Origin of the sequence: Staphylococcus simulans (assembly GCF_047037175.1) — a bacterium.
In the GTDB taxonomy this organism is placed as follows: domain Bacteria; phylum Bacillota; class Bacilli; order Staphylococcales; family Staphylococcaceae; genus Staphylococcus; species Staphylococcus simulans_C.
Genome location: NZ_CP178241.1, coordinates 1,689,963 through 1,703,154, shown reverse-complemented (window position 1 = coordinate 1,703,154; position 13,192 = coordinate 1,689,963). Strand labels below are relative to the sequence as shown.

Annotated in this window: 13 protein-coding genes; 10 read left to right on the top strand and 3 right to left on the bottom strand. The window is 37.9% G+C overall.

Annotated elements, in window-relative coordinates; all coding sequences use genetic code 11:
• Nucleotides 1–61 precede the first annotated feature (61 nt).
• Entirely contained in the window at nucleotides 62–361 is a 300-nt protein-coding gene (locus ACFCT9_RS08515; protein ID WP_412518568.1) for a hypothetical protein, read from the top strand.
• A gap of 61 nt (nucleotides 362–422) precedes the next feature.
• Here ACFCT9_RS08515 and ACFCT9_RS08510 read toward each other — a convergent pair whose 3' ends face one another.
• On the bottom strand, nucleotides 423–1,103 hold the full coding sequence (locus tag ACFCT9_RS08510; protein WP_412518566.1) for a type 1 glutamine amidotransferase domain-containing protein: 681 nt from the start codon (nucleotides 1,101–1,103) through the stop codon (nucleotides 423–425).
• A 446-nt stretch (nucleotides 1,104–1,549) separates the two neighbouring features.
• Here ACFCT9_RS08510 and adhE point away from each other — a divergent pair, with 446 nt between their 5' ends.
• From adhE to ACFCT9_RS08470, 8 genes are all read left to right on the top strand, one after another.
• A complete protein-coding gene (gene adhE / locus ACFCT9_RS08505) occupies nucleotides 1,550–4,102 on the top strand; it encodes a bifunctional acetaldehyde-CoA/alcohol dehydrogenase (protein WP_412521643.1) in 2,553 nt (850 codons plus the stop codon).
• A gap of 269 nt (nucleotides 4,103–4,371) precedes the next feature.
• The gene (locus ACFCT9_RS08500; RefSeq protein ID WP_412518564.1) at nucleotides 4,372–5,457 is read left to right on the top strand and encodes a MupG family TIM beta-alpha barrel fold protein; all 1,086 of its coding nucleotides are present in this window, start codon (nucleotides 4,372–4,374) and stop codon (nucleotides 5,455–5,457) included.
• Complete coding sequence (gene murQ / locus ACFCT9_RS08495; protein WP_412518562.1) at nucleotides 5,423–6,307, top strand: N-acetylmuramic acid 6-phosphate etherase; 885 nt, start codon at nucleotides 5,423–5,425, stop codon at nucleotides 6,305–6,307. The genes ACFCT9_RS08500 and murQ overlap by 35 nt, the downstream gene beginning before the upstream one ends.
• Nucleotides 6,308–6,321: 14 nt before the next feature.
• Nucleotides 6,322–7,776: a PTS transporter subunit EIIC gene (locus ACFCT9_RS08490; protein WP_412518561.1), complete on the top strand. Its 1,455-nt coding sequence runs from the start codon at nucleotides 6,322–6,324 to the stop codon at nucleotides 7,774–7,776.
• A 5-nt stretch (nucleotides 7,777–7,781) separates the two neighbouring features.
• Nucleotides 7,782–8,639 carry a MurR/RpiR family transcriptional regulator gene (locus tag ACFCT9_RS08485; protein ID WP_412518559.1) on the top strand — a complete coding sequence of 286 codons (858 nt, stop codon included), beginning with the start codon at nucleotides 7,782–7,784 and terminating at the stop codon, nucleotides 8,637–8,639.
• Nucleotides 8,640–8,680: 41 nt separating this feature from the next.
• Nucleotides 8,681–9,538, top strand: coding sequence for an alpha/beta hydrolase (locus tag ACFCT9_RS08480; RefSeq protein ID WP_412518558.1), 858 nt, complete (start codon nucleotides 8,681–8,683; stop codon nucleotides 9,536–9,538).
• Between the two features lie 117 nt (nucleotides 9,539–9,655).
• Nucleotides 9,656–10,273, top strand: a complete 618-nt coding sequence (locus tag ACFCT9_RS08475) for a CadD family cadmium resistance transporter (protein ID WP_412518556.1) — start codon at nucleotides 9,656–9,658, stop codon at nucleotides 10,271–10,273.
• A 37-nt stretch (nucleotides 10,274–10,310) separates the two neighbouring features.
• Entirely contained in the window at nucleotides 10,311–10,640 is a 330-nt protein-coding gene (locus ACFCT9_RS08470; protein ID WP_412521642.1) for an ArsR/SmtB family transcription factor, read from the top strand.
• Between the two features lie 335 nt (nucleotides 10,641–10,975).
• Here ACFCT9_RS08470 and ACFCT9_RS08465 read toward each other — a convergent pair whose 3' ends face one another.
• Together ACFCT9_RS08465 and ACFCT9_RS08460 are read right to left on the bottom strand one after the other, a co-directional pair.
• Nucleotides 10,976–11,698 (bottom strand): peptide ABC transporter permease, encoded by a 723-nt coding sequence (locus ACFCT9_RS08465; RefSeq protein WP_412518554.1) that lies wholly within the window; start codon nucleotides 11,696–11,698, stop codon nucleotides 10,976–10,978.
• Nucleotides 11,699–11,715: 17 nt separating this feature from the next.
• A complete protein-coding gene (locus tag ACFCT9_RS08460; RefSeq protein ID WP_412518552.1) occupies nucleotides 11,716–12,348 on the bottom strand; it encodes an ATP-binding cassette domain-containing protein in 633 nt (210 codons plus the stop codon).
• Nucleotides 12,349–12,813: 465 nt separating this feature from the next.
• Here ACFCT9_RS08460 and ACFCT9_RS08455 point away from each other — a divergent pair, with 465 nt between their 5' ends.
• On the top strand, nucleotides 12,814–13,101 hold the full coding sequence (locus ACFCT9_RS08455; protein ID WP_412518550.1) for a hypothetical protein: 288 nt from the start codon (nucleotides 12,814–12,816) through the stop codon (nucleotides 13,099–13,101).
• The last annotated feature ends 91 nt before the right edge of the window (nucleotides 13,102–13,192 follow it).

Genomic DNA, 13,192 nt, shown 5'->3' with positions numbered 1-13,192 from the left:
GTGACGAAATGCATAAAGGATTCGTTTGGTTTTAGGAGGTCTATTCAGCCTAGCAGGATTCATGCACTTTGTGCGTTCTGATGCTTTTACTCGCATCGTTCCGAAGTATTTACCATTGCGTAAAACAGCAGTAATTGTAACAGGTATTGTTGAACTAATCATTGGTGGCGTTCTATTCTGGAAACGCCCAAGCCAAGCATTTAAACGAGGTATCAATGCTTTTTTAATTTCGGTATTTCCAGCTAATATCTATATGGCACGCAAACAATTGCCGCTTGGAGATTATCAACCCCCTAAATGGGCATTGTACAGTCGCTTGTTACTACAATTTGTGTTGATGACGCTGATACGAAAATTATAATTGAAATGAATAAAGCTTCTTCTTGGCAAAATGAAGGCAAGAAGAAGCTTTTAATATATGATTAAAGTAATCGGTTTACTGCTTGTGCCACTTGTTTAGGTGATTGTGGATTTTGACCAGTGACAAGACGTCCATCCGTTTCAACTTCAGGTGTGAAAGGTAACATCGCCTTATGGTAATCTGCACCACGACGTTTCAATTCATCTTCTAACATGAAAGGAACGAGTTTCTTACGATTTGCGAGCATCTCTTCTGTATTTGAAAAACCTGTTATTACTTTTGGGTCAATGAAGTATCTGCCATTGCTGTCTTTAACATTTAATAACGCTGTGACACCATGACATACTGCGGCGACAATGCCATTGTGACTATAAACTTCATTAATTGCGTTTTGAATCGCATGATTATTAGGGAAATCAAACATTACCCCGTGTCCGCCAGTGAAATATATAACATCGTATTTTGTGGGATCCGCTTCTTTAATTGATTTTGAGTATTTTAATTGTGTCATAAACTTTTCATCATCAAAATAACGTTTTGTGACTTTATCTAAAAAGACAGGACTCAAACTAACTGGGTCAATTGGCGTTTCGCCGCCCTCAACATTAAAGATGTCAATCTCATAGTTGCCGTCGTTAAAGTAATCATAAAAGTGAACCAGTTCTCCTAGCCAAAGTCCAGTTGGCTTAGAAAATTCACCGAATTGATTTGTGCTTGTGTTGACAATCATAATTTTTTTCATTATTTATCCTTCTTTCTATGGAAAAACTCCACTCTTATTTATTTACCCTGAAAGGCTATGAAGTACTTCTCTTAATGTTTTTTGATGAATCTTTTAAGTTAAATCTACTTTACTTTGGGCAGAACAGAATGGAAATTGATATGCTCGCGCAATTTTATGAAAGTAATTTGAAGAATTCATTTTGAATTATGTAAGCGCTTAACTTATTGCGGTTCTAAGGCTTTTAAAAATTTATTAAAATGATATGTTCACACAATTGTAAGGAAATAAAATTAAAATACATGTTTTTCATTTACTCTAAAAGAAAAATAGGCTATTCTATTTGTGAAATAATTCACAAAGTAAAACAGTGGTAATCATATCGAGGAGGAAATGAAATGACTATATCTGCACAAAACAAGAAACAACCAACAGAAGTACAACCTGAAGTTAATCCCACGGAAGAAATGATTAATGCGCTTGCGGAGAATGGCCAACAAGCTTTACGTGAATTAGCGAAACTCGATCAAGCACAAATTGATCACATTGTTCATGCGATGGCAATGGCAGCAGTAGATCAACACATGGAGATTGCGAAAGCAGCCTATGAAGAAACTGGACGTGGTGTATATGAAGATAAAGCGATTAAGAACTTATATGCATCAGAATATATCTGGGAATCTATTAAGTACAATAAGACGATTGGTGTCATTGATGAAGATGAACAACGTGGTTTGACGTATGTAGCTTCACCTGTCGGTGTAGTATGTGGTGTAACACCGACAACGAACCCGACTTCTACAACAATTTTTAAAGCAATTATCGCAATTAAAACAGGTAACCCGATTATCTTCGCTTTCCATCCAAGTGCACAACAATCTTCGACACTTGCGGCAAAAGTGATTTATGAAGCAGCACTTCAAGCAGGTGCACCAAAACATGTTATCCAATGGGTAGAACACCCATCACTTGAAGCGACTAAATTATTAATGAACCATGACAAAGTGGCTTTAGTGCTTGCGACAGGTGGTGCAGGTATGGTGAAATCCGCATACTCAACAGGCAAACCAGCTTTAGGTGTCGGACCGGGTAATGTGCCTGCATACATTGAAAAATCAGCGAATATCAAACGTGCGGTGAATGATGTTATTGTTTCTAAAACGTTTGATAATGGTATGATTTGTGCGTCTGAACAAGGTGTCATTGTAGATAAAGAAATTTATGATGAAGTGAAAAATGAATTTGAAGCGCATCAATGTTATGTCGTGAAGAAAAAAGAATTACCTAAATTAGAAAGTATCGTGATGCGTGAAGACCGTTGTGCGGTCAACGCTGATATCGTTGGTAAACCCGCTGCTGAAATCGCGGCATCTGTAGGTATTAAAGTACCTGAAGGTACAAAAATGTTAATTGCGGAACTTGATGGTGTCGGTCCGGATTATCCGCTATCTCGTGAAAAGTTATCTCCAGTACTCGCAATGGTGAAAGCAGAAAATCGTGAACATGGCTTAGAATTATGTGAAGGCATGTTAGATCTTGGCGGTTTAGGCCATACGGCAGTGGTGCACACAGAAGATGCAGCTTTACAGCAAATTTTCGGTATTCGCATGAATGCCTGCCGTATCTTAGTCAATTCACCATCAGCTGAAGGCGGTATTGGCGGTATATATAATGAAATGATTCCATCGCTTACATTAGGTTGTGGTTCTTATGGTCACAACTCAGTTTCTCATAACGTTTCAGCTGTTGATTTGATTAATGTAAAAACAATTGCTAAAAGGAGAAATAATATGCAATGGTTCAAACTTCCACCTAAAGTATTCTTTGAGAAAAACTCACTGCTTTATTTAACACAAATGAAAGAAGTAGAACGTGTAATGATTATTACTGATGCAGGTATGGTTAATCTTGGTTATGCACAACGTGTACAAGAAGTTCTCGCTAGACGTCATGATGCACCAGATGTACGTATCTTTAGTGATGTTGAACCGAACCCGTCTACCAACACAGTGTATAAAGGATTAGAGTTAATGGTGGAGTTCCAACCAGATACGATTATCGCAGTGGGTGGGGGTTCTGTGATGGATGCCGCGAAAGGCATGTGGGTATTCTTCGAACATCCTGATTTATCATTCTTCGGCGCTAAACAAAAATTCTTAGATATTCGTAAACGTGCTTATAAAATTATGCCGGCACAACGTGCGAAAATGGTCTGTATCCCAACGACTTCAGGAACAGGTTCAGAAGTGACACCATTTGCGGTAATTACAGATAGTGAAACACATGTTAAATATCCACTCGCAGATTACGCGTTAACACCTGATGTCGCAATCGTAGATTCACAATTTGTCTTAAGTGTGCCAAGAAGTGTTACCGCTGATACAGGTATGGACGTCTTAACTCATGCGATTGAATCTTATGTATCAGTGATGGCAAGTGATTATACACGTGGCTTAAGTTTACAAGCGATCAAAATCGTCTTTGAGTATTTAAAAGCTTCCGCAAACGATGGCGATCCAGACGCAAGAGAACGTATGCATAATGCTTCTACACTTGCAGGTATGGCATTTGCGAATGCTTTCTTAGGTATCAGTCACTCTATCGCACATAAAATCGGTGGAGAATACAATATTCCACATGGACGTACGAATGCGATTTTATTACCGCATGTCATCAGATATAATGCGAAAGATCCGCAAAAACATGCGATGTTCCCTAAATATGATTACTTCAGAGCGGATCAAGATTATGCAGATATTGCGAAATACTTAGGCTTGAAAGGTAAAACAACTGCAGACTTAGTAGAAGCTTTAGCAGATGCGGTTTATGAATTAGGCCAAAGTGTAGGGATTGAAATGAACCTTAAAGCACAAGGTTTAACTAAAGCAGTCTTAGATGCGACAGTAGATCGTATGGCAGAGCTTGCATACGAAGACCAATGTACGACTGCCAACCCTAAAGAACCATTAATTAGTGAATTAAAAGATATCATCATCACAGCGTATGATTATCAAAAATAAAATAATGTAACTTCATCAAAGTGCTAAATTCAATCATCCATCCTTAAACACGTTCCTTAAATACGGGACGTGTTTTTTTGATAGAGTTAATTTGAACTATCATTACAAAAATATATAAATTACTTGTAGTTATTGTAATGCAATTTCAAATGTGTAATAATGTAAGCGATTACATATAACATCTTTGTATAATCAACTTTATGTTAATTTGCTTTTTGTGTTACTTCCTGACAATACAGTAAGAAAAATGAGATGAAGAGGTGAGTGGATTGGAATTAGGATTTTCTGTTTATCTAGGTGATACGTTTGATGAGGCATATATCGATGACATGCTGCAATATGGTTTTCGCTATATCTTTACGTCTCTTCAAATTCCAGAAGATAATCACGAAACGTATTTGTCACGTTTAAAACAGTTAGCGGCAATCAATGGACAACGTGCCCAAATTATCGCAGATGTGAATGGTCAAACTTTGAAGGCGCTGGGTTTATCTTTAAACCATCCTGAAACCATTCAAGAAGCCGGTATTGATATGATTCGTTTGGATGAAGCGGTAGATATGGATAGTCTGGCTGATTTTGTCGAAGCGAAACATGCGGTGATGTTGAATGCGAGTACGGATGCCTTTCAAATCTTAAGAGAATTAAGCGACCGTGCGATTTCACAAGAGAATATTTTAGTTGCGCATAATTATTATCCGAGACCTGATACAGGTTTAGATTGTAAGTTCTTTCAACAGATTAATGCACGTTTAAAAGGGGCATTTCCTGAAATACAAATCATGGCGTTTGTGCCAGGTACGCAAATGAGAGGACCTATTTATCGTGGGTTACCGACATTAGAAGACCATCGTCAACGTCATCCGCTTGCGGCTGCGGTCGAGCTTGAAGCGGATTTATGTGATATCGCATGTATCGGAGACAGTAAATTGGATAACTTCATAGTCAAACAATTTGATGCATATTTCAGAATGAATCGTGTGCTATTGCGTACGCAATTAAGTACGGACAGTCCATATCTAGGTGTTTATCATAACCGACCGGATGTTGCACGGGATGTTGTAAGAGCGGTTGAAGCTCGAAAAACATTTACTGCACCCGTACCACCGCACAATGTTGTAGAACGTCGTAAAGGGTCGGTGACTTTAGATAATCAATTATATGGGCGTTATATGAATGAACTGCAGATTGCAAAATGCGATTTACCAAAGGATGAAGCAGTTAATGTCTTAGGTTATGTAGATACACGTGATTTAGATTGTATAAACATGATTGGTTCAAATACCGCATTTGAATTAGTTTCAAACGAGGAGGAAAGTCATGGACATTCACAAGATGACAACGGAACAACGTAATGAGAAAACCATGCATCTCGATGAATTGAGTACAAAAGATTTTGTGACATTGATGAATCAAGAAGACCAGACTGTCGCACAAGCGATTGCGCGAGAAAATGCATCCATTGCACGTGTGATTGATACTGTGATTGAAGGTTTTAAACAAGGCGGCAGATTAATTTATATGGGTGCCGGAACAAGTGGCAGATTAGGTGTATTAGATGCGGCTGAATGTGTACCAACCTTCGGTGTGACACATGATGATGTAATTGGATTAATTGCTGGTGGTGCTAAAGCAATGACCCAAGCGGTAGAAGGTGCTGAAGACAGTAAGTCACTTGGAGAACAAGATTTAAAGGCTATCCATCTTAATGAGGCAGATACGGTGATTGGATTAGCCGCAAGTGGCAGAACACCTTATGTTATTGGTGGTTTAGAGTATGCGAAAGCAATAGGCGCAAACACCGCAGCTGTTGCTTGTAATAAAGATACAGCCATTGGTGCAGTCGCAGATATTGCTATTGAAGTTGAAGTGGGACCTGAAGTATTAACAGGATCTACACGTTTAAAGTCTGGTACTGCACAAAAGTTAGTGTTGAATATGATATCCACGGGCGCAATGATCGGTATCGGCAAGGTATATGAGAATTTAATGGTGGATGTTCAACCGACAAATGAGAAGTTGAGAAGACGTGCAATCAATATGATTTCGGAAGTCGTTCAAACCACTGAAGCAGAAAGTCAACAGCTGTTTCACGACAGTCATGGTCATGTGAAGGCTGCGATTGTCATGGGGTTGCATGATATTTCATACGAAGAAGCCGTAGAGCGTTTAGAAGAAGCGGATGGTTTTATTAGAAAAACATGAGGAGCTGAACAACAATGTCAAAAGAGAAAAAGATTGCCCAGGAAATATTGAATTATGTTGGTGGTAAAGCGAATTTAGAACGTGTCATACATTGTATGACGCGTGTGCGCATGGATATTATAGATTATACTCAAGTTGATCTTGAAGGGCTCAAAGCTATAGAAGGTGTCATGGGTGTAGTGGAAGATGAAACATTACAAGTGATTGTGGGACCTGGTACTGTTAATAAGGTTGCACATGAAATGAGCGCAATGATTGGAACGCCTTTAGGTGAAAAAATCGTCCATCATGAATCTGCACACCAAACAGATAAAGCACATGTAGAATCAGAAGCACAGCTCTTTAAGAGCCAAATGAAAGAGAAACAGAAACAGTCTAAATGGAAAAAAGTACTGCGCGTTATCGCGAATATCTTTGTACCTTTAATTCCCGCATTTGTTGGTGCAGGGTTAATCGGCGGGATTGCGGCAGTTCTAACGAACTTATTATCTGCCGGCTATATTGAAGGCGCAATGTGGAAACAACTGACATTAGTATTCGATATTATTAAGAGTGGTTTATTAGCGTATTTAGTCATCTATGTTGGGATTAATGCGGCTAAAGAATTCGGCGCAACACCAGGACTTGGCGGTGTCATTGGCGGTACAACTATGTTGACGGGCATGACACCTGAACAACCGCTGCATAATATCTTTAACGGAGAAGCATTAGCACCTGGACAAGGGGGCGTCATTGGCGTCATCTTTGCGGTATGGTTGTTGTCTATCGTTGAAAAGCGTCTGCACAAAGTGATTCCAAACGCAGTTGATATCATTGTGACACCGACCATCACCTTATTAATTATGGGACTTGCGACGATATTCTTGATTATGCCGATTGCGGGTGTCATTTCTGAAGGTCTGTTAGGAATCATTAACTGGGTTTTAAATATCGGCGGTGCATTCAGCGGCTTTATTCTCGGCGCAACATTCTTGCCATTAGTTATGTTTGGTCTGCATCAAGTCTTAACACCAATCCATATTGAAATGATTAACCAAGATCATGCGACATTCTTATTACCGATACTAGCGATGGCTGGTGCGGGTCAAGTTGGTGCAGCATTGGCACTTTGGGTAAGATGTCGTAAAAATAAAAAGATTGTCCGTTTATTAAAAGGGGCATTGCCTGCAGGGATTTTAGGCATTGGAGAGCCTTTAATCTATGGTGTGACATTGCCTTTAGGTCGTCCATTCATCACCGCATGTATTGGCGGCGGTATTGGAGGAGCTGTCATTGGCGGCATTGGTCATATTGGTGCGGTGGCAATTGGCCCAAGTGGTTTGTCATTGATTCCTTTAATCTATGACAATATGTATTTAGGTTATATTGCAGGAATATTAGCGGCGTATGCAGGCGGATTTATCGCGACTTACTTCTTCGGAACTACAAAAGAAATGACTGCACCACAAGATGTTGAAGAAAAGGTGTGAGGTACATGGAAAATGAGCAATTGCTAATTTATATAGAAGAACAGATGGAGCAGTTGACTAAAAACGAACAGCAAGTGGCACGTTATTTGATTGAATCCCCTGAAGCGGTGTTAGAAATGAGTGCGCAAGCTTTAGGTAAAGACACACAAACAAGTTCTGCAACTGTGATTCGCTGTGTACACAAATTAGGCTTTAAAGGTTTAGTGGACTTGAAACTGGCAATTTCAAGCTATTTACCCAATCATCAAGCCAGTATCTATCAAGAAATGGAACAAAATGAACCAGCAAACGAAATTAAAAATAAACTCTTCACAAGAGCTGCGTATACTTTAAAAACGACTGAGACGTTGTTAGATGACCAAACCTTAGAGGAGATTGCTGAGAAACTCCGACAATGTCAGAAACTGGTTGTGTTCGGTGTAGGCGCAAGCCATATTGTGGCGGAAGATATCTTTCAAAAATTCACAAGAGCAGGGATGAACGTGGTGCATAGTTCAGATGCTCATATTATCGCCACAGCCCTGACGGGAAGTAGTGAAGGTACACTATTGATAGGTATTTCAAACTCAGGTCAAAATCAAGAAACATTAAAGCTCGCACAAGTCGCACAGCATTACGGTATTCCAGTTATTGGTATGACGAGTCGTAAAGATTCAGAACTCGCCAGTGGAGCGGATTATTGTCTGCTTCATGATGCAAGTTCAGATCGCAGTCTGAGATTAGCCGCAACAAGTTCTTTAATCGCTCAACTCATCACAGTAGATACTTTGTTTTATACCTATCTTGCGAAGGATTATACCGAGCATGTTGCACATTTAAGTCAAACGAAGGATGCTGTTGATTTATATATGGATGAAGCATGAGGTATGATGGAAGTAATGTTGATATTAAAGGAATGAGAGAAATGTATGCTTTAGAAACAAATAATGCGATCATTCGTTATGACATGATTGGACATGGACCGATTTTGTTATGTATTCCAGGCGCAAGTGGTATTAATGATAGTTACTTGGATTTAGCGCATAAGTTGGAAGATGATTTTACAGTTGTCTTGCCTGATAGAAGAGGATATGGTGCGAGTGAATTATTAACGGCTTTGCCAGGTTCAATCGCAAATACTAAAGATACGTTTCGTTTAACGAGGGATGTACAGGATATTCAAGCTTTAATTCAAACTTTGAGTGATGGTCCTGTAGTTATATTTGCGACGGATACAGGTGCGGTTCCGGCAATGGAATTTGCCTGCGAATATCCAGAGCTGGTTGAGACTTTATTGATTCATGAACCCTTCAATACTTCAGTCTTGCCGAATAAAGAAGAGATTATGAAACAAACGGAACAAATCAACCGTACTACGATGATAGAAGGTGTGCCTGCAGCAATGCGGCAATATGAAAGTTTAGTTCGGCCATCTCATTCTGACATGCAAGTATTAGTAGAACATACAATTGCACCTTGTGCGGTTTGTTCACCGAGTACTGCACAGATGCGCAGTCAAGCTTCTACACAGATTTGGCTTCAATATGAATTGAGACAATATATGAATTATCAATTTGATGTAGAAGCACTGAAGGATACGAATGTGATAATAAAGTTCTTACAAGGTGAACAATCAAAAGGCTCGTTAGGGTACGAAACGGCGATGTATTTTGCGCATAGTTTAAATACAGACGTCAGTAAAGTTGCGGGTGGTCATTACGGCTATGCGCAAAAGCCAAAACGATTTGGGAAAGAGACTAAAAAGATACTGCGTTCACTATAATAGCTTTTAAGATCTTCGAGATAAGAAGGTCTTAAAAGCTTTTTTTATGAGGTCCTGTGATTTTATGTGCAGGAGTGTTATAATACATTCAAATTTATTTTTGAATGAGGTGGCAAAGTGATACAAACTGTCTTGACTGCAGTAATACTATACACAGCGACGGCACTAGATTTATTAGTCATTTTATTAATCTATTTTGCACGTGCGCAAACGAAAAGAGAATATCGTGATATTTATATAGGACAATTTTTAGGTTCAGGCGCACTCATCGCAATCAGTTTATTCTTTGCGTTCGTGTTACATTATGTGCCTGAAAAATGGATACTAGGTTTATTAGGACTAATTCCTTTGTATTTAGGGATTAAAGTCGCGATATATGATGATTGTGAAGGAGAAGAACGGGCTAAAAGAGAGCTGGATAAAAAAGGTTTGTCCAAATTAGTCGGCATCGTTGCGTTAGTTACGCTCGCTAGTTGTGGTGCAGATAATATTGGATTATTTGTCCCTTACTTTGTCAGTTTGAGCTTAGCACAAGTGATCGTGACACTTATTGTTTTTGTGATTATGATTTTCTTGTTGGTGTTCACTGCACAACAATTATCAAAAGTACCAGGTATTGGTGAAACGGTAGAAAAGTATAATCGTTGGATTATGGCAATTATCTATATTGGTTTAGGATTATACATTTTAATCGAAAATAAAACAATCCAAACGTTATTAAGTTTCATTTCATAGAAAGGATGGGAGATAGGTGTCTAACGAACAATGTGACATGATGTATGTGCATGAAGAAAAGGTAAAACATGCGGAAGCATTTTTGACGGAAACACATACGATGAAAGCAATAAATACCTTAACCGCAATGGGCGATGAAAAGAAATTAACAATTTTATTTGCGTTGCTTGAAGAGGAAAAATTATGTGTTTGTGACATTGCGAAACTCCTTCAAATGAGTATCGCTTCTACCTCTCACCATTTGCGCACGCTCTACAAAAAAGACATCATAGATTTTCGTAAAGAAGGGAAAATGGCTTATTATTTCATTCATAAGCCTCAAGTAAAAAAGGTGCTGCGTTTTGTGTTGGCAGAAGTCCAAAACTAAATAGCATACATTGAAAGAAAAAACTGTTGTGCTCACAACGTTAGAAGTCACAACAGCAACAAGGTTATTTTTCTTTTCGATTCGCGTTATAATTCATAGAAGCAATCGCGATTATAACTAAAGGACCTACAAGGAACACGATAGATAGCGTGTTAGCTTGAATATAAAATTTAAACATGAGAAAACCTAATAAGGCAACGATTAAATAAACAGGTATCATAAAGGGTTTCCAAAATATTGAATTTTTCATAGTTTATTTGCACACACCTTTCTATTCATAAGTTTGTAGAAAAGAGGCGGGATTAAATCCTGCCTCTTTTCTTTATGATTTCAAATTATAATCCCAATTGCAGCCAACGTTTTCTCGCAAAGAAAAGAACAACGAAGTTGATCGCAAATAGTAAAGGGAAATATACAACAAGTAATGTGATATCGTATGTTGTGAGTGCTAAGGTATCGCCATTCAAAGTGGTGTCGACATTAGGGTACATGACATTACTTGCTTCAAACGGCGCTAGGATACCGAATATGGTTGGATTAAGGATCACTAAAACAATAGAAACGACCCAATATATTAGACTAGTAATGACACTGGTTAGTATGTTTGAAATCAAAATACTAATGGTTCCAATGATTAAAATATATTGGAGTATTAATAACGAAAACATGGTGATTAAAAAGAAATAATGTGAAAAGTTATTAAACAGTAAAGACGTTACAGTAATGCCTATCACTACGAACACAAAGCATTCTAAGAATATAACCAACATTTTTTTGTAAAAGAAAGTGAACCCTGTATTGCCTAACAGTTTGTAGAATAGAATGTTTTGATCTGCATACTCTTTATTGAAGTAATATGCGATGATAAATGAAAAGAGTATGAAGCCAGTTTCTACAGCTATCGTGTATGTGTTAAAGAAATATGAGCCATAAGATAGCTGGTGATTGTTACTCATGATGGTGGTATAACCATATCCAAGTACGAACAGTAATAAAAAAAGCGAACCAAGAATCAGTGTGATTTTGTTCAACACTGTCGTTCTTAACTCTAACCTCATTTTGTACACCTCAAATATTAGAAACAGATATATTCATCAACTACTGCTTCTTTAGAATTGTATTCTTCAATCGTTAAATCTTTAAATAAAAAGTATTTACCAGGAAGGTTTGTTAAGTCTTTTGCGCTATGCGTCATATTGATAATGACTTTTTCAGGATTATCCGCAATGTAGCTGTTGAAGAATGTGTAGATATCATGGATGGTTGTGTCATCGAGGTCTTTTGTGATTTCATCTAACACAATGATAGGTTTGTCTTCTGACAGAAAGCTTAATAACTTCAGTTTCTCTTGATGTCCTTTGCTTAATTTTCGAATAGGGATGTTGTCAGGAATCGTTTCAATACCTAACAAATCACCTAAATAATCGATTTTGACAGTACAGATGAAATAACTCTTAAGCAACTGAATGAGAAATGCTTTTGTAATGTCTCTTGGGATACATGATGCATGACTGATCAAAGTTGTATTTTCTGTGATCTCTTCGTTCATATGGCCGCTGTGATTCAGTACGAAATCTTTAGCTAATTGAGATTTGCCAACTTTGTTTCTGCCGATAATATGATTGATGGTTCCTTCGTGAAATACCAAGTCAGTTGGCTGTAATAATATCTTGCTTTTGATACGCAATACATACTGTTTGATTTCCATTTAACTCGGCTCCCTTGCCAAAATTGTAAAGTTTCAAGCAATGCGATTAAATAAGTCTTAACAAAATTTTTAGGAATTCTTAAATATAGGGTATCATAAATATTACTTGATTATAATTTGTCTTTTAGTAATAATTTGTGAATTTTTTGTCATGCATAAGAAAATTACGGAAACGTTTTCAACATATACGAAATGGGAATTTTATGACCTTATTAATAGGGAAGGAGAAAGCTTGGAAATCTGAAAGATGAATCGATTTTAAGAGGGTTGGATGTCTACGTTCAGACAACCGTGAGGCTACCATGTATTGTTAGAAGCTGATAAAAAGCAATCAAGAGACAGTGGATGTTGATGTGTCAATGTCTCTTGGTTGCGTAATGTTAGTGATGATCAGAACGTTCTTTCATAAGTGCTTTGCGCATTTGTTGTCTTGAACCATACGTACTTTCTCGAACGAGTTCTGCATTGCGCATACCAGCACCAATAGCACCTGAAGGTATGAAATTTTATACGCTTGATCCAAGATCAGGTCCTTATGCTGTTTTTGTAGGCGTATCTCGCGATAAAGTTGCGATTTGGTGTTCTCAAGCGACTTATGAAAATTATCCGGCAGAAGTTGCTAACGGTAGTATTATGGAATATCAGATTGCTGATTTAAAGAAAATGAACATCTCATCAACACAAATACAATCAGTCGCAAATAAAATTGTGGTTGGCAATAACGAAGGCCAACAGGTCATTCGTTTAGACTAAATTATGGAAGCAAGCTTCGGCTTGCTTTTTTTTATATCTTTTTGACAAATGTATGGTTTTTAAAATTTTTGGAAAAATGAGACTTTGTTAC